The organism is Diaphorobacter sp. HDW4A (assembly GCF_011305995.1).
Lineage (GTDB): Bacteria > Pseudomonadota > Gammaproteobacteria > Burkholderiales > Burkholderiaceae_C > Diaphorobacter_A.
This window is the reverse complement of sequence record NZ_CP049910.1, coordinates 4,634,089-4,656,662: the sequence shown is the minus strand read 5'-3', so window position 1 is coordinate 4,656,662 and position 22,574 is coordinate 4,634,089. Positions and strand designations below refer to the sequence as shown.

Below are 22,574 nucleotides of genomic sequence, written 5' to 3'. Positions count from 1 at the left end.
TGAAAACCCGGGTTGCAACGATTGTTTGCTTATCGCATCACTGGTTTCAATGGCGCGGGCAGCATGCGCATGTCGGCATACCGCCATAATGGCTTCCAGATATCTTCCAACATGACGACGCATATTCTCATCATCGCTCACGCACCCTTGGCACATGCGCTGCGCGAATGTGCGCTTCACGTGTTTCCCGAATGCGAGGATGAAGTTTTGGCCTTGGACGTTCCGCCCAATGAGCCACCGGAAGAAACGCAGGCCGCGGCGCAGGTCATGCTCGACCAGCATGCGGGTCCCATACTGCTGCTCACCGACGTGTTTGGCGCCACGCCCTGCAATGTGGCCCAGCGCCTCACGGATGGCACGCGTGTGCGCCTGATTTGCGGCGTGAACCTACCCATGCTGCTGCGCTCCGTGTGCTATCGCAGAGAAGAACTCGATTCGCTCGTGGCGCGCGCCATGGCGGGTGGCACGCAGGGCGTGATGCAGGTTGCGCCGTCCGCGCCCCAGAATCAGGTTCGAATGAACAGTTCTACAAATGATCAAGAAAAGCATCATCATCAGCAATAAATTGGGACTGCACGCCCGTGCGTCGGCCAAGCTCACCAAGCTGGCAGGCAGTTGCCCGTGCGACGTGTGGATCTCGCGCGGCGAGCGCCGTGTGAATGCCAAGAGCATCATGGGTGTCATGATGCTGGCGGCTGGTATCGGCACCGAGATCGAGATCGAGACCGATGGCGAGCAGGAAGCCGAATCGATGGACGCGCTCATCGCGTTGATTGACGGAAAATTCGGCGAAGGCGAATGAGCGAAGTCCGCCTGTTGCACGTGCGGCTGGCAGGCATGAGGTTCGAAGCAAGGAACGCTGCGGCATGAAGCGATGGGTTGTGCCGTTGCAGGGATAAAAATTGGAGGCTGAGCGACCATGACATTCGCAATACATGGATTGGCGGTGGCTCCAGGAATCGCCATAGGCAGGGCCGTGATCGCGGTATCGAGCCGCATGGAAGTGGTGCACTATTTCATCGAGCCAACACAGGTGCTCGACGAAATCAAGCGTGTGCGCCGAGCGCGGGACACCGTGGTCGAAGAGCTCAAACGCATGCAGGAAGACCTGCCAGCGGACGTGCCGCACGAGCTGGCCGCGCTGCTCGATGTGCATCTGATGCTGCTGCAGGACGAGCTGCTCGAGAACGGCGTCAAGCGCTGGATCTCTGACCGCCTCTACAACGCCGAGTGGGCACTGACCACACAGCTTGAACTCATCACGCGTCAGTTCGACGAGATGGAAGACGAGTACCTGCGCGAGCGCAAGGCCGATCTGGAACAGGTGGCCGAACGCATTCTGCGCTATATGCGCGGCGTTGCCAGCCCGGTGGCGCCGCCAGCCAGTCCGCGCAGGGCGCAGCCCACGCTCACCGGTCTCGGCGAAGACTTTGCTGAAGACCCATTGGTGCTGGTCGCCAACGACCTTTCGCCAGCCGACATGTTGCAGTTCAAGAGCAGCGTGTTCGCGGGCTTCATCACCGACGTGGGTGGCAAAACATCACACACTGCCATCGTGGCTCGCAGCATGGACATCCCGGCGGTGGTCGGCGCACGCAGCGCCAGCCAGTTGGTGCGCCAGGACGACTGGGTCGTCATTGATGGCGACGCTGGCGTGGTGATCGTCAATCCGTCATCCATCATTCTCGAAGAGTATGGGTTTCGTCGGCGTCAGGTGTCGCTCGAACGCGAACGCCTGTCACGCTTGCGGCATACGCCAGCCGTCACGCTCGACGGGCAGTCGATTGAATTGCTGGCCAACATTGAACGCCCCGGCGATTGCGAGGCTGCGATGCGCGGTGGCGCGGCCGGTGTGGGCCTGTTTCGCACCGAATTCCTGTTCATGGGCCGGGCCGGAAAAATGCCTGACGAGGATGAGCAGTACACGTCATATTGTGAGGCACTCGAGGGGATGAAAGGCGCCCCCGTGACGATCCGCACGATCGACATCGGTGCGGACAAACCGCTTGACAAAGGCCAGCGCGAGCACTCGGTGCTCAATCCCGCTTTGGGGCTGCGTGCGATTCGCTGGAGCCTGGCCGATGCGGTGATGTTCCGTGCCCAGCTGCGCGCGATCCTGCGTGCGGCGGTGCATGGGCCGGTGCATCTGCTGTTTCCCATGCTGTCCGGCGTGGGCGAGATCCGGCAGACGCTTGCGCAGCTCGACATCGCTCGCTCCGAGCTCGACATGCGCGGTGTGCCGTACGGTGACCTCAAGATCGGCGCGATGATCGAAGTACCGGCCGCCGCGCTCATGGTGCGCAGTTTCCTGAAGTATTTCGACTACCTCTCCATCGGCACGAATGACCTGGTGCAGTACACGCTCGCCATTGATCGCGCGGACGAAGCCGTTGCGCATCTCTACGACCCGATGCATCCGGCCGTGCTGCGTCTGATAGCCGATGTGATCGCTGCGGCGAACGAGGCGGGCAAGGAGGTCAGCGTCTGCGGCGAAATGGCCGGTGACGTGACGATGACCAAGCTGCTGCTCGGCTTCGGCCTGCGCAGTTTCTCGATGCATCCGGCGCAGATTCTGGCGGTCAAGCAGGAGATTCTGCGGGCCGATGCGGGCAAGCTCACCGAGTGGGCCCGGATGGTGCTCGACAGCGATGAGCCAGAAATGATCTGCAGCGGCGGCTGAGGCCGCAGCGCAGATCATTTGCGGCGGTCTTCAGTCAAGCGCTTCAGCGGGGCCAAAGAACTCGTAGTGCACTTGCTCCTGTGGCACGCCCAGCTGCGCAAGCGATTGCTTCACTGAGCGCATGAATCCGCGTGGGCCGAGAAAGTACACGTCGGCATTGCGCGATGCCGGCAGCCAGTCGCCGAGCTGCCGCGCTGTCAGCAGACCCTGCGCACTCACATCGTCATCTGCTGTGGCGTGGTCGTAACAATAGTGACGCGTGAGCTGTGGATGCTGCTTTGCGAGCGTATCGATCTGTTCACGGAACGCGTGCACGCCGCGTTCGCGCGCGCAGTGGATGAAGGTGATTTCGCGGTCACCCTGCAGTGCTGCTTGCAGCATCGGCAGGGTCGGGGTGATGCCCACGCCGCCGCTGATCAGCACCAGTGGGCGGTCGGTCTCCTTGAGCGTGAAGTTGCCTGCCGGAGGGAACACCTGTAGCGTGTCGCCTTCCTTGACGGTGTCGTGCAGATGGTTGGATGCCTTGCCGCCGCTTTCGCGCTTCACGCTGATGCGCAGGCTCTCACCATTGCTCGGTGCGGAGAGTGAATAGTTGCGGCGCTGTTCTGCGCCATCGATGACCAAACGCAGGCCGATGTATTGACCAGGCTCGTGCGCCATGACGTTGCCGCCATCGGCGGGCACGAGGTGCAGCGACGTGATCTCGCTGCTCTCCTGCACCTTCTTGCGCACGATGAAGGCACGCGCGCCGCGCCAGCCACCGTCGACGCCGGCATTGCGGTCGTAGGCTTGGGCTTCCGCGCCAATCAGGATGTCGGCCAGTTGCTGGTAGGCGGCGCCCCATGCAGTCAGCACTTCGTCGGTGGCAATGTCTGCGCCCAGCACCTCGCGGATCGCGCGCAGCAGGCAACTGCCGACGATGGGGTAGTGTTCCGGCTGCACTTGCAGCGCCACATGCTTGTTGATGATCTGCGCAGGCAGGTTGCCGAGTGCCTCGAGGCGGTCGATGTGCTTGGCGTACATGAGCACGCTGTGCGCGAGCGCCCGCGGCTGCGCGCCGCTTTGCTGGTGAGCGGAGTTGAACAGCGGGCGCACCTCGGCGTGTTCGGCAAGCATGATTTGGTAAAAGTGCGTGGTGAGCGCCTCGCCGCCGGTCTCCAACAGCGGGACGGTGGAACGGACGATGTTTTTCTGTTGTTCGGTCAGCATCGGTGAAAAAGCTCCTTGTGTATGGCTTTGAAAAGGTGTCTGCTCACTTCTTTGCAATCGGCATGCCAGTTGAAAATCCATTGCCTGACAAAGGTTTGCTGAAATATGAGTCAATATGACTTTCATCAATTTGCGTCTTTTTGACGGCACATGGAGTCAAATTGACTATCTCCGCCACGCTGCATGCCCTCATTCCGCTGGTCGCCGATCTGGCGCAGGAGCTGCCTGAGCGCGAGCGGCTGCGTCGGCTGCTGGCGGCGTTGCGGACCGTGCTTCCCGCTGATGCCGCCGCGCTGCTGAAACTGGAGGATGGCGAGTGGCTGCGTCCGCTCGCGATTGACGGGCTGGTGCCCGACGCTCTGGGCAGGCGTTTTCGCATTGCCGAGCATCCGCGTTTCGCGCAGTTGATGGCGGCGGGGCAGGCTATGCGCTTTGCTCCCGACAGCCCGTTGCCGGATCCCTACGACGGGCTGGTCAACGCACCGCATGCATCGCTGCATGTGCACGACTGCATGGGTTGCGTACTGCAGGTCGGCGGCGTGACCTGGGGCCTGCTCACGCTGGATGCGATCGAGGAAGGACGCTTGTCCGATCCGCATTCACTGGCCGTGCTGCAGGCCTTCAGCAATCTTGCGGCGGCCACGGTGACGACGGCGGAACGCGTGAGTCAGCTTGCGCGCACTGCGGCTCATGTGGGGGCGGGGCGCAGCGACGACACCGAGGCGTTCGCGCCTCGCAATCTGGTTGGCCAAAGCCCGGTGATGCAGAAGCTCAAAGCTGACATCGCGCTGGTGGCCGAGAGCGATTTGACGGTGCTGATCACCGGCGAGACGGGCGTTGGCAAGGAACTCGTTGCTCAGGCCGTGCATGCGCGCTCGCTGCGTGCGAACCGGCCGCTGGTGAGCATCAATTGCGCAGCGCTTCCCGAAAGTCTGGTGGAAAGCGAACTCTTCGGCCATGTGCGCGGCGCATTCACCGGCGCATTGTCTGAGCGGCGCGGCAAGTTCGAGCACGCGCATGGCAGCACGCTGTTTCTCGATGAGGTGGGCGAGCTGTCGCTGCCGGTGCAGGCCAAACTGCTGCGCGTGCTGCAGAGCGGTCAGCTGCAGCGCCTCGGTTCGGATCGCGAGCACCATGTCGATGTGCGCATCATTGCCGCGACCAACCGCGATCTTGCGAATGAAGTGCAGGCGGGCCGCATGCGCGCGGATTTTTTTCATCGTCTCAGCGTGTATCCGCTGCAGGTGCCCGCGCTGCGCGAGCGCGACAGCGATGTGCTGCAGCTCGCGGGTTTCTTTCTGGAAGAGAACCGCTCGCGGCTCGCGCTTGGCGGTCTGCGGCTCGATGTCGATGCGCAGGCCGCGCTGCTTCAGCATGACTGGCCTGGCAATGTGCGTGAACTCGAACACTTGCTCAGTCGGGCGGTGCTCAAGGCGCTGAGTCGCGCATCGGAGTCCGGCAACCGGAATGCGTATCGTGCGCGCATCGTCACGCTGCGGCGTCAGGATCTGGGGGATGGCATGCAGCAGCGTGCCGTAGCTTCTGCCGATGCTGCTTTGGCAGCGCCTGTGCAGACAGATGAGGAGCATGCACCTGTGACCGGACTGCGCAGTGCCGTGGAGCACTACGAGCGTCAGTTGATCGCACAAAGCTTGGCGCGCAATGGATCGAGCTGGGCAGCCGCAGCGCGCGAGCTGCAGGTTGATCGTGCGAATCTGCAGCGACTTGCTCGACGCCTCGGCGTGCCGTTGCAGTGAGAGCGCATTGCGCGCAACCTGCACCGCGTATTGCAAGCATTTCGCGAAAGTACGACAATATGCGAATGTTCAAATTCAACGCCCTCCAAATCACGTTCGCTGCATAGCTGCGTCCTTTCGATGGCATTCGGAAGGCAGTGTCCTTCCGGCTCATAAACCCCGGCAGGCAAGGTCTTCCGGGGTTTTGTTTTTTTCCGCTTTTCATTTTTGAATCATGTTCACCCGCACCTTCGACAAGTTGATCGCCACGATTTCCGACCGCCGGAACGTGGGATACCTGCGTGTACGCGTGCGCCAGTGTTCCGGCCGATCGACTGTATTTCTGAGCTGAGCCAGCTTCGGTGAATCCATGCCGGGGCGGCTTGATCGTCCCGACATGAGGCCTTCTTCTTTCTTGAAGCTTGAAAGAAGGCCGGAAAGATTCACCATGAACTACCCGAAAAACATCCGCAACATCGGCATCATTGCCCACGTCGACGCGGGCAAGACCACCACCAGCGAACGCATTCTCTTCTACACGGGCGAGAGCCATCGCATGGGCGAAGTGCACGATGGCGCGGCCCACATGGACTTCGATCCCGAGGAGCGGCGTCGCGGCATCACCATCAATAGCGCGGCGACCACTGTGCATTGGCGCGATGTGCAGATCAACCTGATCGACACGCCCGGCCACATCGACTTCAACATCGAGGTTGGTCGTGCGCTGCGCGTGCTCGACGGCGCGGTCGTCGTGCTCGATGGTGTCGCGGGCGTGGAGCCACAAACCGAAACCAACTGGCGTCTTGCCGACCGGCACGAGGTGCCGCGCATCGCGTTCGTGAACAAGCTCGATCGCACGGGTGCGGACTTCGAACGCGTGGTCGCGTCGATGCGCGAGCGCCTGGGCGTGCAGGCAGTGCCTGTGCACTTGCCCATCGGCGCGGAGGCGGGCTTCGTCGGCATTGTGGATCTGCTGCGCATGCGCGCGCTGACCTGGGTGCGTGATGATGCATCTGAACCTATGCAGGAAGGAGCGGTTCCCGTCGAGATGCTGGCTGCAGCGCAGGCCGCTCGTGCGCGTCTGCTGGAGGCCGTGGTCGAGCAGGATGATGCAGCGCTTGAGGCTTGGCTGCGCGGCGAAGAGCCGTCGGTCGAGCAACTGCTGCAATGCATTCGTCTCGGTGTGCAACGACGTGCGTTCGTGCCGGTGCTTGCGGGATCGGCCTTCCGCAATCGCGGCGTTGAGACACTGCTCGATGCAGTGGTCGACTGGCTTCCCGCGCCTGGTGAACGCGAAGGCATTGCGAGCGCGAGCGTCGATGCACCGTTAGCGGCCTTGGCCTTCAAGGTGGTCGCGGACGAGCACGGCAGCATGGTCTTCGTGCGCCTGTATGCGGGCCGGTTACGTCGTGGCGACACCGTGCTCAACACCGCTACTGGGCGTATGGAGCGTGCGGCGCGTCTCTACGAGATGCATGCCGACAAGCGCATCGAGCGCGACGAGCTGGTGGCTGGCGAAATCGCTGAGGTGGTGGGTTTCAAGGACACGCTCACGGGTCAGACCCTGAGCGATCCTGCGCACCCGGTGCAGCTGGAATCCATCGTCGTGCCGGAGCCGGTGATCCATCTCGCGCTCGAACCCCGTACCAAGGCGGACCAGCAGGGCCTGTCCCGCGCGCTGCACAACATGCTGCGCGAGGACCCGAGCCTGCGACTTCGTCAGGACGAGGAATCGGGCCAGACGATTCTGTCGGGCATGGGTGAGCTGCAGCTCGAAGTGGCTGTCAACAAGCTGCGCGAGCGCTACGGCGTGGAGGTGGTGGTGGGGCGCCCGCAGGTGGCCTATCGTGAGACCATTGCCGTAGCGGCGGAGCTGTCGCATGTGCACAAGAAGCAGAGCGGCGGCCCAGGCCAGTTCGCGCAGCTCACGCTGCGCGTCGAGCCTTTGGAGCGCGGCGCTGGCGTGCAGTTTGAGAGCCGCATCGTCGGCGGCGCCATCCCGCGCGAGTTCATTCCTGCGGTGGAGGCGGGCGTTCGGCGAGCGGCCGACGCGGGGCCGATGGCGGGCTATCCGGCCGTCGATTTCCGCGCGGTGTTGCTCGATGGTGGCTTCCACGAGCGCGACTCGTCGGCGATGGTCTTCGAGCTGGCTGCGGGTCATGCGCTGCGCGATGCCTTTTTGAAGGCAAAGCCGCAACTGCTGGAGCCGGTGATGGCTGTCGAGGTGATCACGCCCGCCGAGTATCTGGGCGACGTGATCGGCGACCTGCACCGCCGCAGAGGCCAAGTGCGCGGCCATGCGCTGCGTGCGGGCGCGACGGTGGTTGATGCGCTGGTGCCGCTCAAAGAGATGTTCGGCTACATCGGTACGCTGCGCGCACTCTCATCGGGCCGCGCGCAGTATTCGATGCAGTTCGACGGCTATCAGGTAGCACCGCAGGCCGTGGCTGAAATGGCCGCTGCCTGAACGACAAGAGGGTGTCTCGCCATGCAGTGGGGCACTCCTTTTCATCCATAAAAAAACCGCGCCAATTTTTTTTGGCGCGGTTTTTCTTTGAGCGGATGCGTTTGAAGAATCAAACGCCGGCGGCGTGTGCCTGCTGGTCCGCGTGATAACTCGAACGTACCATCGCACCGACGGCAGCGTGCGAGAAGCCCATCTTGTAGGCCTCTTCCTCGAACATCTTGAAGGTGTCAGGGTGCACATAGCGGCGCACGGGCAGGTGGCTGTTCGACGGCGCAAGGTACTGGCCGATGGTGAGCATGTCGATGTTGTGCTCGCGCATGTCGCGCATCACCTGCAGGATTTCTTCGTCGGTCTCGCCAAGGCCCACCATGATGCCGCTCTTGGTCGGCACGTTGGGGTGCAGTGCCTTGAACTTCTTGAGCAGGTTGAGCGAGAACTGGTAGTCCGAGCCGGGGCGCGCTTCCTTGTAGAGGCGCGGTGCGGTTTCGAGGTTGTGGTTCATCACGTCAGGCGGCGCGGCCTTGAGGATGTCGAGCGCGCGGTCATCGCGGCCACGGAAGTCGGGCACGAGGATTTCGATCTGCGTGGTGGGCGAGAGTTCGCGGATGTTCTTGATGCATTCGACGAAGTGACCCGAGCCACCGTCGCGCAGGTCATCACGGTCGACGCTGGTGATCACCACGTACTTGAGGCGAAGCTGCGCAATTGTCTTGGCGAGGTTGAGGGGCTCGTCCTTGTCCAGTGGATCGGGACGACCGTGACCCACGTCGCAGAACGGGCAGCGGCGGGTGCACTTGTCACCCATGATCATGAACGTGGCCGTGCCCTTGCCGAAGCATTCGCCGATGTTGGGGCAGGAGGCTTCTTCGCAGACGGTGTGCAGCTTGTTCTCGCGCAGGATGTCTTTGATCTCGTAGAAGCGCGTCGTGGGGCTGCCGGCTTTCACGCGGATCCACTCGGGCTTCTTCAGGATCTCGCCCTGCTCGACCTTGATGGGGATGCGCGAGAGTTTGGCCGCCGCCTTCTGCTTGGCCAGCGGGTTGTAGGCTTCTGCCGATTGCGCTTCGCGTACGACTTCGGGTGTGCTCATGGCTCTGCTCGTCTGTTCAGGGGGCAAGGCGGCGCTGCAGCTGGTCTGCCAGCACATGGGCCGCCTCATCAATGGGGATTGTGACGCCCATTGTAGAGAGGTCCACCGTTCGCAGCCCTGCGTAACCACACGGGTTGATTCGGGTGTAGGGCTCCAGATCCATGTTCACGTTCAGCGCCAAGCCATGGTAGGTGCAGTGCTGCGAGACCTTGATGCCCAGAGCGGCGATTTTCCCAAGTCCGTTGAAGTCCTGCGCGTCGTCCTTCTCAAGACCCTTCTGCGGGCGCTGCGCGAGCATGCCGTGGCCGCTCGGATCATCAAGGCGCACATACACGCCGGGCGCATGGGCGACGCGGTGCCCGGTGACGCCGAAATGCATCAGCGTGCGGATCACGGCCTCTTCCAGGCGGTAGACGTATTCCTTGACGAAATAGCCAGCGCGGCGCAGATCGACAAGCGGGTAGGCTATCAACTGACCGGGGCCGTGGTATGTCACCTGACCGCCACGGTTGGTCTGCACAATCTGAATGTCGCCCGGATGCAGCAGGTGATCGGCCTTGCCGGCGATGCCCTGCGTGAACACCGGGTTGTGCTCGCATAGCCAGAGCTCATCGGGGGTGTCGGCGGTGCGGCTCTGGGTGAATTGCTGCATGGAAAGGGCGGTGTCGACATAGTCGACCCGCCCGAGTGCGCGAACCTGCATGAGAGGAGGGGTCACGACGCGACTTACAGCACGACCTTGACCATCGGGTTCGAGGTGAACGCGCGGTAGATGTTGTCCAGCTGCTCGCGGCTGGTGGCGGTGATCGTCACCGTCACGCCGAGATATTTGCCGCCTTTGCTGTTGCGCAATTCGATGGTGCTGGCGTCGAAGGTGGGATCGAACTCCTCGGCGATCTTGGTCACCGCCTGCACGAAGCCTTCCGCGTCGTCACCCATGACCTTGATGGGGAACTTCGATGGGTATTCGATCAGGGATTCCTTGCGGGGATCGGGGGTTTGGGTGGTGGCTTCGGTCGTCATGGTGGTGTACTCGCAGTCTTGGTGTGGATTGCCTGTCACCATCATGTAAGGGCAAAGTGCAAAATCGCAAGCTCCACGGCGCTAAGCCCCTGTCAAAGCAGGGCCGGAGCGCTTTGGCAAGCAAAGATTGCATGTATGCCCATTCCCGTTGGTTGAGGGCGACAGAGCATGCGGCAGCGCCCCGAGAATGTAAGAAACGAGGCGGGTGCTATCGACCTGTCCGGGTTTCTATTTATAATCAAGAGCTTTGTTAAAGATTTGGTCTGTTACAAGGGCGTCGCCTAATGAACAAAGACATGACGCCTGAGACCGAAACTGAGGTTGAAGATTCCGATTTCAAGCCCCTGACTGCGCAAGAAGCGCAGGAGTGGCGCACGAGACACAAGACGCTTTCCATATGGTGGATCGTTCTGGCTCAGGCGCTCGTGGGGGCGACAGCCGTGCTGGTGGCATGGCTGGTGTCGTCGAAGGCGCAGATTGCGTATTCGGTGGCATATGGCGTTTTGTCGGTGGTGATACCGTCGCTAGTGTTTGCGCGAGGCTTGGCCCGCGGGCGCGGTGGTTCCGCAGGCGGTGCCATGGTCGGGCTCTTTGGCTGGGAGCTGGTCAAGATTTTGTTGACGGTGGCCATGCTGGTAGCTGCACCCCGGATCCTTGCCGGAGTGAGCTGGTTGGCTTTGCTGATTGGCATGGTCGTCACTATGAAGGCTTATTGGGTTGCACTTTTGGTGCGTCGCAGTAAGTAGAACTGATTGATTAATTGAGAGAAGAGTTGTCCGATGGCCGCAGAAGAAGCGCACGTCATGACTGCCAGTGAGTACATCCGTCACCACTTGCAGCATCTCCAAAACATCAAGCAGAAGTCCATCATCGACTTCTCCGTGGTGAACCTCGACTCGATCGCCGTTAGTGTGATTCTTGGCGCGGTGTTTTTGTTCCTCTTCTGGCTTGCTGCGCGCAAAGCCACCTCCGGCGTTCCCGGTCGCTTCCAAGCGGCGGTGGAAATGATGGTGGAAATGGTGGACAACCAGGCGAAGGCCAACATCCACAACGCGCAATCGCGCAAATTCATTGCTCCTCTGGCGCTGACCGTGTTCGTCTGGATCTTCCTGATGAACGCCATGGACATGCTGCCAGTGGATTTGCTGCCTCTCCTGTGGCAGCACGGCACGGCTGATCCACATGCGTATCTGCGCGTGGTGCCTACCGCCGACCTGTCCACCACACTGGGCCTGTCTTCCGCCGTTCTGATCCTGTGCTTCTACTACAGCGTCAAAATCAAGGGCGCTGGCGGCTGGGCTCACGAACTGGTGACTGCGCCGTTCGGCACCAGCAAGAATCCTGTCTTTGCCGTGATCCTCGGCATTGTGAATCTGCTCATGCAGATCATTGAATACGTTGCCAAGACGGTATCGCACGGTATGCGACTGTTCGGCAACATGTACGCTGGTGAGTTGGTGTTCATGCTGATTGCCCTGATGGGTGGCGCAGCCGCTATGTCGCTCTCTGGTGTGTTGCTCCCCGTGGGGCACATCATTGCAGGCTCTATCTGGGCGATCTTTCACATTCTGATCATCACCCTGCAGGCCTTCATTTTCATGATGCTGACGCTGATTTATCTCGGCCAGGCGCATGAATCTCACTGATCTTTCCTTTCCTTTTTCTTAACCTTTCTTTCTTTTCTTCGTAGGAGTCATCATGGAAAACGTTCTCGGTCTCGTCGCTCTGGCTTGTGGTCTGATCGTGGGTCTCGGCGCTATCGGCGCTTCGATCGGTATTGCTCTGATGGGTGGCAAGTTCCTGGAATCGTCGGCACGCCAGCCTGAACTGATCAACGAACTGCAAACCAAGATGTTCATCTTGGCTGGTCTGATCGACGCTGCGTTCCTGATCGGTGTTGCTATTGCTCTGCTGTTCGCTTTCGCCAACCCCTTCGTCCTGGCTTAAGCTCCGATCAACGCCCTAGATAGAAAGGTGTTGCCGTGAGTATCAATGCGACCCTGTTCGTTCAGGCCATTGTTTTCCTGATTCTGGCGCTGTTCACGATGAAGTTCGTGTGGCCCCCGATTGCGAAGGCACTGGATGAACGAGCCCAGAAAATCGCTGATGGTCTCGCTGCTGCTGACCGTGCCAAGACCGAACTCGCCGCTGCAGACCAGCGCGTGAAGCAGGAATTGACCGCCGCCAGCAACGAAACTGCAACGCGCCTGGCTGATGCCGAGCGCCGCGCACAGGCCATCATTGAAGAGGCAAAAGCACGCGCTGCAGAAGAAGGCAACAAGATTGTCGCTGCAGCCCAGGCTGAAGCCCAACAGCAGTCGATTCAAGCCCGTGAAGCCCTGCGTGAGCAGGTGGCGGCATTGGCCGTCAAGGGAGCCGAGCAGATTCTCCGCAAGGAAGTCAACGCTGGCGTTCACGCGGACCTGTTGAACCGTCTGAAGACCGAGCTGTAAGGGAGCAACCATGGCAGAACTCGCCACCATTGCCCGCCCTTACGCTGAGGCTCTGTTCAAGGCCTGCAAAGATGTTGCAGGCGTGGACCTGACGGCCACGGCTTCATGGACGGACGAGATGGCGGCGATTGCCGCCGATCCTCAAGTCCGTTCGCTGGCCGACAACCCGAAGGTGACACCCGAGCAGCTGCTCGGTCTGTTCACTTCGGTCATCCGCACGCAGATGCCTGCCATGGCCACCAACTTCCTGAAGACCGTGATCGACAACGGTCGCGTGGATGTGCTGCCAGAGATCGCCGCCCAGTTCCGCTCGCTGGTGAACGCCAGCAAGGGTTCTTCGGACGCAGTGGTCTACAGCGCTTTCCCGATGGATGCGGCCGCTCTCGCCGATCTCCGTGCTTCGCTCGAAAAGCGTTTCGGCCGCAAGCTGGAACTCTCCACCAAGGTGGATGAGTCGCTGATCGGTGGCGTGCGTGTGGTCGTCGGAGACGAGGTGCTCGACACTTCGGTCAAGGCACGACTCGAACAAATGAAAGCAGCCCTCACTGCGTGATGCGGCGAGGACCCGGCTAACCAAAATTGAAGGAAAGAGTCATGCAACTCAATCCCGCTGAAATTTCAGAACTGATCAAGAGCCGCATCGAAGGGCTGGCCGCTGGCGCTGATATCCGTAACCAGGGCACGGTTGTTTCCGTGACTGACGGTATCGTGCGCGTGCACGGCCTGTCCGATGTGATGCAGGGCGAAATGCTGGAATTCCCAGCAGGCTCCGATGGCCAGCCATCCTTTGGCTTGGCACTGAACCTCGAGCGCGACTCCGTCGGCGCCGTGATTCTGGGCGAGTACGAGCACATCTCCGAAGGCGACACCGTGAAATGCACGGGCCGCATTCTGGAAGTGCCCGTCGGCCCCGAACTCGTCGGCCGCGTGGTGAACGCTCTGGGTCAGCCGATCGACGGCAAGGGCCCAATCAACGCCAAGATGACGGACGTGATCGAAAAGGTCGCCCCAGGCGTTATCGCACGTCAATCCGTTGACCAGCCTCTGCAGACAGGTACCAAGGCCATCGACGCCATGGTGCCAATCGGCCGTGGCCAGCGCGAACTGATCATTGGCGACCGTCAGACCGGCAAGACTGCCGTCGCGATCGACGCCATCATCAACCAGAAGGGTCAGGGCGTTGTCTGCGTGTACGTAGCCATCGGCCAGAAGGCTTCTTCGGTCAAGAACGTGGTGCGTGCTCTCGAGCAAGCCGGCGCGATGGATTACACCATCGTCGTGGCTGCCACCGCTTCCGAATCGGCTGCGATGCAGTACGTGTCGGCCTATTCGGGCTGCACGATGGGCGAATACTTCCGCGACCGCGGCGAAGACGCACTGATCGTGTATGACGACTTGTCCAAGCAAGCCGTTGCATACCGTCAAGTGTCGCTGCTGCTGCGCCGTCCACCAGGCCGCGAAGCGTTCCCTGGCGACGTGTTCTATCTCCACAGCCGTCTGCTCGAGCGCGCAGCTCGCGTGAACGCTGACTACGTGGAAGCCTTCACCAAGGGTGAAGTCAAGGGCAAGACAGGTTCGCTGACGGCTCTGCCAATCATCGAAACCCAAGCCGGTGACGTGTCCGCTTTCGTTCCTACCAACGTGATTTCGATCACTGACGGTCAGATCTTCCTGGAAACCAGCCTGTTCAACGCCGGTATCCGTCCCGCCATCAACGCCGGTATCTCGGTGTCGCGCGTGGGTGGTGCTGCCCAGACCAAGCTGATCAAGGGCCTGTCCGGCGGTATCCGTACCGACTTGGCTCAATACCGTGAACTGGCTGCGTTCGCGCAGTTCGCTTCCGATCTGGATGAAGCTACCCGCAAGCAGCTCGACCGTGGTGCGCGCGTGACTGAACTGCTCAAGCAGCCTCAGTACAGCCCGCTGCCCATCAGCATGATGGCGGCTTCGCTGTTCGCTGCCAACAAGGGCTTCCTGGACGACATCGATGTGAAGAAGGTTCTGCCTTTCGAACACGGTCTGCACCAGTTCCTCAAGACCAGCTACGCTGGCTTGGTGGAGCGTCTGGACAAGAACCGTGCTTTCGACAAGGAAGGCAAGGACGAGGCCGAGCTGTCCCAAGCCATCGCTGCGTTCAAGAAGTCGTTCGTTTAATCCGGACGAGGAACCATCATGGCAGCAGGTAAGGAAATACGCGGCAAGATCAAATCGGTGGAAAACACCAAGAAGATCACTAAGGCCATGGAAATGGTGGCCGCGGCCAAGATGCGCAAGGCTCAAGACCGCATGCGCGCTGCTCGTCCATACAGTGAAAAGGTGCGCAACATCGCTGCGCATCTGGGCCAGGCCAACCCGGAATACGTTCATCCTTTCATGAAGGTGAATGATTCCAAGGTGGCCGGCGTCATTGTGGTGACGACTGACAAGGGTCTGTGCGGCGGCATGAACACCAACGTGTTGCGTGCCGTCACCACCAAACTGCGCGAATTGCAGGGCGATGGTGTGACCGTGCAGGCTGTGGCGATCGGCAACAAGGGCCTCGGGTTCCTGAACCGCATCGGCGCCAAGGTGGTCTCTCATGCGACGGGCCTTGGCGACACGCCGCATCTGGAAAAGCTCATTGGCCCGGTCAAGGTGCTGCTCGACGCTTACGCGGAAGGCAAGATCAACGCGGTGTACCTCTCGTACACCAAGTTCATCAACACCATGAAGCAGGAATCGGTGGTGCAGCAGCTTTTGCCGCTGTCCTCCGACAAGATGCAGGCCGAGAAGTCCGAGCATGGCTGGGATTACATCTATGAGCCCGATGCTCAGACCGTGATCGACGAATTGCTGGTGCGCTATGTGGAATCGCTTGTCTATCAAGCGGTTGCTGAAAACATGGCTTCCGAGCAGTCCGCACGCATGGTGGCCATGAAGGCCGCTACAGACAATGCGGGCAACGTCATCAACGAACTGAAGCTGGTCTACAACAAGACGCGCCAAGCCGCGATCACGAAAGAACTTTCGGAGATCGTGTCGGGTGCCGCGGCAGTTTAAATTTCTGGAGCAAAAAATGGCTCAAGTACAAGGCAAGATTGTTCAATGTATTGGCGCTGTGGTGGACGTTGAGTTCCCACGCGACCAAATGCCCAAGGTGTATGACGCCCTGAAGCTCGACGGTTCGGCACTGACCCTCGAAGTCCAGCAGCTGCTGGGCGACGGTATCGTGCGTACCATTGCTCTGGGTTCTTCCGACGGCCTCAAGCGCGGTCTGATGGTCTACAACACGGACCACCCGATCACCGTGCCGGTCGGCAAGGCGACCCTCGGCCGCATCATGGACGTGCTGGGCAACCCCATCGACGAACGTGGTCCCGTGGATCAGAGCCTCACCGCTCCCATCCACCGCAAGGCTCCTGCATACGACGAACTGTCGCCATCGCAGGAATTGCTGGAAACCGGCATCAAGGTGATCGACCTGATCTCTCCTTTCGCCAAGGGCGGCAAGGTGGGTCTGTTCGGTGGCGCCGGTGTGGGCAAGACCGTGAACATGATGGAACTCATCAACAACATCGCGAAGGGCCACGGCGGTCTGTCGGTGTTCGCTGGTGTGGGCGAGCGTACCCGTGAGGGCAACGACTTCTATCACGAAATGTCCGACGCAGGCGTGGTGAATCAAGCCAACCTGAACGAGTCCAAAGTGGCCATGGTCTACGGCCAGATGAACGAGCCACCAGGAAATCGTTTGCGCGTTGCGCTGACCGGCCTGACGATGGCTGAAGCGTTCCGTGACGAAGGCAAGGACGTTCTGTTCTTCGTGGACAACATCTACCGATACACACTGGCCGGTACCGAAGTGTCCGCTCTGCTGGGTCGTATGCCGTCTGCCGTGGGTTATCAGCCTACGCTGGCCGAAGAAATGGGCCGTCTGCAAGAGCGCATCACATCGACCAAGGTGGGTTCGATCACTTCCATCCAGGCCGTTTACGTGCCAGCCGATGACTTGACCGATCCATCGCCTGCGACCACCTTCGCTCACTTGGACTCCACCGTGGTGCTGTCGCGTGACATCGCCTCGCTGGGTATCTACCCTGCGGTCGATCCACTCGATTCCACCAGCCGTCAGCTGGACCCGCAAGTCGTGGGTGAAGAGCACTACTCCGTGGCCCGCCAAGTGCAGGGCACGCTGCAGCGCTACAAGGAACTGCGTGACATCATCGCGATTCTGGGCATGGACGAACTGGCCCCAGAAGACAAGATGCTCGTGGCCCGTGCTCGCAAGATCCAGCGTTTCCTGTCGCAGCCGTTCCACGTCGCTGAAGTGTTCACTGGCGCTCCAGGCAAGTACGTTTCTCTGGCGGAAACCATCCGCGGCTTCAAGATGATTGTGGCTGGCGAGTGCGATCACCTGCCAGAGCAGGCGTTCTACATGGTCGGCACGATCGACGAAGCCTTCGAAAAGGCCAAGAAGATGGCTGCTTGATGAGCCTTGGCTGGCCGGCAGCACCTTTGCTGCCAGTCAGCCAAACGCTTGAACAAGCCGTCGTTTTCCAACCTTTTCCAGGAGCCCAACATGAACACCATCCACGTCGATGTGGTCAGCGCCGAAGAGTCGATCTTCTCCGGCGAGGCACGCTTTGTTGCGCTGCCCGGTGAAGCTGGCGAGCTGGGCATTCTGCCCAAGCACACTCCGCTGATCACCCGCATCAAGCCCGGTTCCGTTCGCATCGAGCTGCCCAACGGCGACGAAGAATTCGTCTTCGTGGCCGGAGGCATTCTGGAAGTGCAACCTGACCGCGTGACCGTTCTGTCCGACACCGCTATCCGCGGCAAGGACCTGGACGACCAGAAGGCTGAAGAAGCCCGCAAGGCCGCCGAGGAAGCCCTCAAGAACGCCAAGAGCGACGTCGATCTGGCGCGCGCGCAATCTGAACTGGCCGTCATGGCCGCTCAGATCGCCGCACTGCGCAAGTTCCGTCAGAAGCGCTGAGCACTCGTCTTTCGCGAGTCCAAGCGCTTCATGAAAACCGCCTTCGGGCGGTTTTTTCGTTTCAGGGCCATGTATTGGCAGAGCTACGATGTCAAAGCGAAAGCCGAGCCGTGAAAATCCCGACAAGTTTTCTATGTTGCACAAATAGACAGACTCTCAATCGCCCCCAATGGGCGGCCTATGCGCGTATCGCTCTCACGCTCTCAGGGAATGCTTGAATCGAGCGAGCAGTGGCGCGGAAGTCTTATCGGGCTAGCCGACTTCCTATTCAGCCTTGAATGATCACCGGACCATCTGGCAGTTCATTCGAGTGCATGGCGCCCCCGCCTTCCACCGCCGGATATTGCTCCACCAACGCGACCGTCACAGCCGCGATGGCCTCGGTCAGTCCGTCTTCGTAGCGGCCTTCACGGAACTGCTCGCGCATGCGTGCGACCATCTCGTGCCAGATCTTGGGCTCGATGTTGCGTGCGATGCCGCGGTCGGCGAGGATTTCGATGGCGTGCTCGGCGACCAGCAGGTAGATGAGCACGCCGTTGTTGTGCTCGGTGTCCCAGACGCGCAGCTTGCCGAACTGGGTGACAGCGCGTTCATGGGCGTTGGCCGAACGCCAGATGTAGGACAGCGGCAGGCCACCTTCGACGCAGATGCGGATCTGGCCGATGTGGCGTCTTTCGCTGGCCACCACGCGCTGGGCGAGGCGCTTTTGCACGTCTTCGGGCAGCACGCGGCGCAGCGAGTCTTCTGCCATGCGGTTGCGCACCAGACGTGCGATCCGGGCAAAAAATCCTGCCGAGTGCCGGGTGTGCTGCTGTTCCATTGTTGATGTGCCTCGATCCTTGGTGTGGGTGGTCATGGAAGGTGTGTGGTTCATCATCACCAGTCGCCGGACGCGCCACCGCCGCCGAAGTCACCGCCGCCTCCGGAGCTGAAACCCCCTCCGCCGCCGCTGAATCCGCCACCTCCACCAAAGCCGCCTCCACCACCGCCGAAGCCGCCCGGAAATCCGCCGCCGTGCACGATGGGCCCGCCGCCACCTTTGCCGCTGAAGAGCAGGGTGTAGAGGAGCGCGAGCACGCCAGCACCCGCCGCCAGGCCGATGCTGGCGGTGACGATGAAGGCGATGAAGCCCACGCCGCCGCCCATCAGCAGGCCGCCGATGGGGCGCCCAAAGATGCGGCGCACGACGGGTCCGGCCACCATCACGGCGAAGAACAGAAAGATCGCCATGTCCTGCCAGTCGAAACCGGAGGACTGCTGCTTGCCTTGGCCCTGCATCTTGGGTGTTTCGGGCAGGGGCAGTGCTTCACCCGCAATGCGCGCGCCGATTTGGTCGACTGCAGCTTGCAAGCCACCCGCGTAGTCGTTTTGCTTGAACTTGGGCGCCATGGCACCGTCGATGATGCGGGCCGCAGCAAGGTCGGGCACCGCGCCTTCGAGGGTTTTGGAGACCTCGATGCGCATGCGCCGGTCGTTCTTTGCGACGAGAATGATCAGGCCGTCGCCCACGTCCTTGCGACCGATTTTCCAGGAATTGCCGATGCGGTTGGCATACGAGGCGATGTCTTCGGGCGCGGTGGTGGGCACCATGAGCACCACCACCTGCGAGCCGTGTTTCTGCTCGATGCCGGCGAGCTGTGATTCAAGTGCCGCCTTGGCCGATGCGTCCAGCGTGCTGGTTTGGTCGATCACATGGGCCGTAAGCGCGGGCACGGGTAGCAACTGCTGTGCCTGTGCTCCAACCCATCCAAACCACAACAGACATGCCGCGAGCCAGGCCCGCAGAAAATGCGCAGGAGACAACATTCGCATCAGAATCGGCACGACGACGACCACTCAGTCTACGTTCAAGGCTTGCTTGCGGCAGGAGCCGAGAAGTCGACCACGGGCGGCTTGCTGATTTCAGCCTCGTTTTGCACGGTGAAGTTGGCCTTGGGCTTGTAGCCCATGACCATGGCCGTCAGGTTGTTCGGGAAGCTGCGGGCCAACACGTTGTATTCCTGAACGGTCTGAATGTAGCGGTTGCGCGCCACGGTGATGCGGTTTTCCGTGCCTTCAAGCGTTACGCGCAGATCGCGGAAAGCCTGATTGGCTTTTAGATCGGGGTAGCGCTCGGAGACCACCATCAGGCGCGAGAGCGCACTGGAAAGCTCGCCCTGTGCCTGCTGGAATTTGTTGAATGCCTCGGGGTTGTTCACCAGATCTGGCGTGGCCTGGATCGATGTGGCCTTGGAGCGTGCCTCGATCACCTTGGTCAGCGTTTCCTGTTCGAAATTGGCCTCGCCCTTCACCGACGCCACGATGTTGGGCACCAGGTCGGCTCGGCGCTGGTACTGGTTGAGCACCTCGCTCCAAGCGGCCTTGCTCTGTTCGTCGAGCTGCTGGAACTGGTTGTAGCCGCAGCCTGTCAGTGCCAGAGCGGTGGCGACTGTCGCGATGAATCCAAGGAGGCGTTTGATGGTCATGGACGTATGAGGTAGAAAGTGGGTTGGATCAAAAGACCGTGCGCCCGCCGGCAGCCCTGCCGGATCACACGGTGATCGGCTGCATGCCAAGGCCGACGAGGGGCGCAGTGTCACACATTTTGCATAAATTATGTGTCCCGCCTTGTAGGCCCCCAAGCCGCCGGGCGCGGCATTACAGAATTTAACCTTGTCTGATGGTGAACCATGAAACGAACCACAACGCGAGCGGCCTTGCTGGCGGGCAGTCCCGATGAGGTCGAAGCCGCGTTCTATGACGCACTGCAAGCCGCTGATCTGGAGCGCCTGATGGCCTGTTGGGCCGATGATGATGACGTCTTTTGCGTGCATCCCGGCGGCGGCGTGCGTGTGGTGGGCGTGCAAGCGATTCGCGAGTTGTTCGCCAGCATGCTCGAGCGCGGCGGCCTCAACGTCAAGCCCGGCGAAGTCGTGCGCATGGATTCCCACGGAAGTGCCGTGCACAATGTGGTCGAGCATGTGGTGGTCAATCTCCCCGATGGCCCGCGCGAGGCGCTGGTCTATGCCACCAACGTGTACATGAAGCAGCCACAGGGCTGGCGCATCGTGGCGCACCATGCAAGCGCCACGACTCCCGGTGAACGCGGTGCGCCGCCACCGCGCGCACATGTGTTGCATTGATCTGGAGATCCCATGACGGGTTTGGTGGAGTCGTTGACTTGCAGATGAAGTACACAGCCCCCTGGTGGCTTCCCGGTGGAAATGCCCAGACGATCTGGTCGGCATTGGGCGCGCGCAGCACCTCGTCAGATGCCAAGTCTGTCCCGCAGTGGCGGCGCGAGCGCTGGCCAACGCCAGATGGACAGGACTTCGTGGACGTCGATTTCTTGCAGCGCCCGAATGCCGAGGCATCGCCATCACCCATGCTGGTGATGTTTCACGGCCTCGAAGGCTCGTCGGACAGCCACTATGCCAAGGCCTTCGCCGACGTGGCCGCAGCGCGCGGCTGGAACTTCGCCGTGCCGCACTTTCGTGGCTGCAGCGGCGAAATCAACCTCGCACCGCGCGCATATCACTCCGGTGATTTCGAAGAGGTGGACTGGCTGCTCGAGCGCTTTGCAAAGCTCCAGGGTGGCACCAACACCGTGGTGCGACCACCGCTCTACGCCGTGGGCATTTCACTCGGTGGCAACGCGCTCATGCGCTGGGCGGGAGAGCTGGGTTCTAACGCCGCGCGCATGGTCGACGGTGTGGTCTCCCTTTGCGCGCCGCTGGACCTTGCTGCGGGTGGCGCAGCCATCGACCAAGGCTTCAATCGCCAGATCTATGCACGCATGTTTTTGCGCTCCATGGTCCCCAAGGCGCTCGCCAAACTCGCGCAGTTTCCCGACCTGTTCGATGCCGAGCGTCTGCGCGGCGTGCGCGATCTGCACGGTTTCGACGACGTGTTCACCGCGCCACTGCACGGCTTTCGCGACGCCGACGATTATTGGCGCCGCGCTTCCGCCAAGCCCTTGCTCACGCAGGTGCGCGTGCCCGCATTGGTGATCAACCCACGCAACGACCCCTTCGTGCCCGCAGCCAGCCTGCCGGGTCCGCAGGACGCCAGCAAGCACATACTCCTGTGGCAACCGCAGCACGGTGGACACGTCGGCTTCGCGCAGGGCCACTGGCCCGGCGATGTGCGCATGGTGCCGGAACAGGTCGTCGGCTGGCTCGCCGAACATTGATGGACTCGGTGAGGGCACAATCTCGAGATGGATGAGATCGTCAAACAGGCAATGGCCAAATGGCCCAACGTCCCCGCCTGCCACGGCTGGCTGGGCCTCGACGCACGTGGCAACTGGTATCTGCGCGATGCCGAAGTGCAGACCACAGGCCCCTTCCCCACATCGCGCGGCGACCGGATCGAGCACGAGAAACTGCGCGATTTCATCGGCCGCAACTACCTCGAAGACGACGACGGCCGTTGGTTCTTCCAGAATGGCCCGCAGCGCGTGTTCGTCGATCTGGAAAACACGCCGTGGGTGTGGCGGCTCCGTTTTGAATCCGGCGAATTGCACATCCATACCCACACGGGCCTTTCACAGCGGATTGCGGCGCTGCAGTCCGCGCTGACGGACGAGGAGGGACGGCTCTATCTGGTCCTGCCTGCCGGGGTAGGGGTGGTGCATCCGCAGGACATGGTGGATGCGGCGGCTGGCATCGAGGCGGGGTTGATTTCTTCGCCTGAAGAGGTGATGTTTTCTGACCTGCCTCTGAGGTTTGGGTTTGTTCGTCTGGTGTTGGCTGTTTGAAGCTTGGTTGGCCGGGTCTCGCCCCGGCGGGCGAATTCCTTCTTTTGTTTCGCCAAAAGAAGTAAGCAAGAAAAGGCGACCCTGCTGCCCACGACCCTTCGCTTCGCTCCGGTCAGACATCTGCCGTGAGTCAGTGCTTGAAGTTTGCATCGGCACTTGCCGCTGCAAACCGCCGGATGCAGCACGAGCGAAGCAACGTGCCGAAC

General features: G+C 61.1%; 25 protein-coding genes. 17 read left to right on the top strand and 8 right to left on the bottom strand.

The genetic code is table 11. The features are described 5' to 3' along the window. Positions 1–111: 111 nt before the first annotated feature. The 3 genes from G7047_RS21350 to ptsP all read left to right on the top strand — a co-directional run bounded on the left by G7047_RS21350 (position 112) and on the right by ptsP (position 2,680). Positions 112–564, top strand: a complete 453-nt coding sequence (locus G7047_RS21350) for a PTS sugar transporter subunit IIA (RefSeq protein WP_166309878.1) — start codon at positions 112–114, stop codon at positions 562–564. Beyond that, a complete protein-coding gene (locus tag G7047_RS21345) occupies positions 533–802 on the top strand; it encodes an HPr family phosphocarrier protein (protein ID WP_166309876.1) in 270 nt (89 codons plus the stop codon). Before G7047_RS21350 ends, G7047_RS21345 begins: the two co-directional genes overlap by 32 nt. Positions 803–919: 117 nt before the next feature. Continuing rightward, positions 920–2,680 carry a phosphoenolpyruvate--protein phosphotransferase gene (ptsP, locus tag G7047_RS21340; protein WP_166309874.1) on the top strand — a complete coding sequence of 587 codons (1,761 nt, stop codon included), beginning with the start codon at positions 920–922 and terminating at the stop codon, positions 2,678–2,680. 30 nt (positions 2,681–2,710) lie between these two features. On the opposite strand, the gene hmpA is transcribed toward ptsP, so the two are convergent. Further along, the gene (hmpA, locus tag G7047_RS21335) at positions 2,711–3,889 is read right to left on the bottom strand and encodes an NO-inducible flavohemoprotein (RefSeq protein ID WP_166309872.1); all 1,179 of its coding nucleotides are present in this window, start codon (positions 3,887–3,889) and stop codon (positions 2,711–2,713) included. 161 nt (positions 3,890–4,050) lie between these two features. On the opposite strand from hmpA, the gene norR reads away from it, so the two are divergent. After that, positions 4,051–5,646, top strand: a complete 1,596-nt coding sequence (gene norR / locus G7047_RS21330; protein WP_166309870.1) for a nitric oxide reductase transcriptional regulator NorR — start codon at positions 4,051–4,053, stop codon at positions 5,644–5,646. A gap of 201 nt (positions 5,647–5,847) precedes the next feature. On the opposite strand, the gene G7047_RS21325 is transcribed toward norR, so the two are convergent. Continuing rightward, positions 5,848–6,075, bottom strand: a complete 228-nt coding sequence (locus tag G7047_RS21325; protein ID WP_166309868.1) for a hypothetical protein — start codon at positions 6,073–6,075, stop codon at positions 5,848–5,850. On the opposite strand from G7047_RS21325, the gene fusA reads away from it, so the two are divergent. Further along, the gene (gene fusA / locus G7047_RS21320; protein ID WP_166309866.1) at positions 6,074–8,092 is read left to right on the top strand and encodes an elongation factor G; all 2,019 of its coding nucleotides are present in this window, start codon (positions 6,074–6,076) and stop codon (positions 8,090–8,092) included. The genes G7047_RS21325 and fusA overlap by 2 nt on opposite strands. 109 nt (positions 8,093–8,201) lie before the next feature. Here the strand turns inward: fusA and lipA are convergent, their stop codons facing one another. The 3 genes from lipA to G7047_RS21305 are packed head-to-tail and all read right to left on the bottom strand — an operon-like array spanning position 8,202 to position 10,205. After that, the gene (gene lipA, locus G7047_RS21315) at positions 8,202–9,182 is read right to left on the bottom strand and encodes a lipoyl synthase (protein WP_166309864.1); all 981 of its coding nucleotides are present in this window, start codon (positions 9,180–9,182) and stop codon (positions 8,202–8,204) included. A gap of 16 nt (positions 9,183–9,198) precedes the next feature. Next, positions 9,199–9,885, bottom strand: coding sequence for a lipoyl(octanoyl) transferase LipB (lipB, locus tag G7047_RS21310; protein ID WP_166312196.1), 687 nt, complete (start codon positions 9,883–9,885; stop codon positions 9,199–9,201). Positions 9,886–9,908: 23 nt separating this feature from the next. After that, on the bottom strand, positions 9,909–10,205 hold the full coding sequence (locus G7047_RS21305) for a YbeD family protein (protein WP_166309862.1): 297 nt from the start codon (positions 10,203–10,205) through the stop codon (positions 9,909–9,911). Positions 10,206–10,489: 284 nt separating this feature from the next. Between G7047_RS21305 and G7047_RS21300 the strand changes: the two genes are divergently transcribed. The 9 genes from G7047_RS21300 to G7047_RS21260 all read left to right on the top strand — a co-directional run bounded on the left by G7047_RS21300 (position 10,490) and on the right by G7047_RS21260 (position 17,630). Beyond that, positions 10,490–10,951: an ATP synthase subunit I gene (locus tag G7047_RS21300; RefSeq protein ID WP_166309859.1), complete on the top strand. Its 462-nt coding sequence runs from the start codon at positions 10,490–10,492 to the stop codon at positions 10,949–10,951. 33 nt (positions 10,952–10,984) lie between these two features. After that, positions 10,985–11,851: a F0F1 ATP synthase subunit A gene (gene atpB, locus G7047_RS21295; RefSeq protein WP_166309857.1), complete on the top strand. Its 867-nt coding sequence runs from the start codon at positions 10,985–10,987 to the stop codon at positions 11,849–11,851. A gap of 52 nt (positions 11,852–11,903) precedes the next feature. Beyond that, positions 11,904–12,152 carry a F0F1 ATP synthase subunit C gene (gene atpE / locus G7047_RS21290; protein WP_166309855.1) on the top strand — a complete coding sequence of 83 codons (249 nt, stop codon included), beginning with the start codon at positions 11,904–11,906 and terminating at the stop codon, positions 12,150–12,152. Positions 12,153–12,187: 35 nt separating this feature from the next. Then, positions 12,188–12,658 (top strand): F0F1 ATP synthase subunit B, encoded by a 471-nt coding sequence (locus tag G7047_RS21285; protein ID WP_166309853.1) that lies wholly within the window; start codon positions 12,188–12,190, stop codon positions 12,656–12,658. Between the two features lie 10 nt (positions 12,659–12,668). Beyond that, positions 12,669–13,211, top strand: coding sequence for a F0F1 ATP synthase subunit delta (locus G7047_RS21280; protein ID WP_166309851.1), 543 nt, complete (start codon positions 12,669–12,671; stop codon positions 13,209–13,211). A 41-nt stretch (positions 13,212–13,252) separates the two neighbouring features. Further along, the gene (atpA, locus tag G7047_RS21275; protein WP_166309849.1) at positions 13,253–14,812 is read left to right on the top strand and encodes a F0F1 ATP synthase subunit alpha; all 1,560 of its coding nucleotides are present in this window, start codon (positions 13,253–13,255) and stop codon (positions 14,810–14,812) included. 18 nt (positions 14,813–14,830) lie between these two features. Next, positions 14,831–15,697 (top strand): F0F1 ATP synthase subunit gamma, encoded by an 867-nt coding sequence (atpG, locus tag G7047_RS21270; RefSeq protein WP_166309847.1) that lies wholly within the window; start codon positions 14,831–14,833, stop codon positions 15,695–15,697. 16 nt (positions 15,698–15,713) lie between these two features. Further along, complete coding sequence (atpD, locus tag G7047_RS21265; RefSeq protein ID WP_166309845.1) at positions 15,714–17,123, top strand: F0F1 ATP synthase subunit beta; 1,410 nt, start codon at positions 15,714–15,716, stop codon at positions 17,121–17,123. 90 nt (positions 17,124–17,213) lie between these two features. Beyond that, positions 17,214–17,630, top strand: coding sequence for a F0F1 ATP synthase subunit epsilon (locus G7047_RS21260; protein ID WP_166309843.1), 417 nt, complete (start codon positions 17,214–17,216; stop codon positions 17,628–17,630). A gap of 268 nt (positions 17,631–17,898) precedes the next feature. On the opposite strand, the gene G7047_RS21255 is transcribed toward G7047_RS21260, so the two are convergent. The 3 genes from G7047_RS21255 to G7047_RS21245 are packed head-to-tail and all read right to left on the bottom strand — an operon-like array spanning position 17,899 to position 20,089. Beyond that, positions 17,899–18,450 (bottom strand): TPM domain-containing protein, encoded by a 552-nt coding sequence (locus G7047_RS21255; RefSeq protein WP_166312195.1) that lies wholly within the window; start codon positions 18,448–18,450, stop codon positions 17,899–17,901. A 56-nt stretch (positions 18,451–18,506) separates the two neighbouring features. After that, entirely contained in the window at positions 18,507–19,442 is a 936-nt protein-coding gene (locus G7047_RS21250) for a YgcG family protein (RefSeq protein WP_371813815.1), read from the bottom strand. A 35-nt stretch (positions 19,443–19,477) separates the two neighbouring features. Further along, entirely contained in the window at positions 19,478–20,089 is a 612-nt protein-coding gene (locus tag G7047_RS21245; RefSeq protein ID WP_166312193.1) for a LemA family protein, read from the bottom strand. 210 nt (positions 20,090–20,299) lie between these two features. On the opposite strand from G7047_RS21245, the gene G7047_RS21240 reads away from it, so the two are divergent. The 3 genes from G7047_RS21240 to G7047_RS21230 are packed head-to-tail and all read left to right on the top strand — an operon-like array spanning position 20,300 to position 22,368. Then, positions 20,300–20,752 (top strand): nuclear transport factor 2 family protein, encoded by a 453-nt coding sequence (locus tag G7047_RS21240; RefSeq protein ID WP_166309841.1) that lies wholly within the window; start codon positions 20,300–20,302, stop codon positions 20,750–20,752. 44 nt (positions 20,753–20,796) lie between these two features. After that, complete coding sequence (locus G7047_RS21235; RefSeq protein WP_166309839.1) at positions 20,797–21,801, top strand: YheT family hydrolase; 1,005 nt, start codon at positions 20,797–20,799, stop codon at positions 21,799–21,801. Positions 21,802–21,828: 27 nt separating this feature from the next. Next, a complete protein-coding gene (locus G7047_RS21230) occupies positions 21,829–22,368 on the top strand; it encodes a DUF2946 family protein (RefSeq protein ID WP_166309837.1) in 540 nt (179 codons plus the stop codon). Positions 22,369–22,574: the final 206 nt, after the last annotated feature.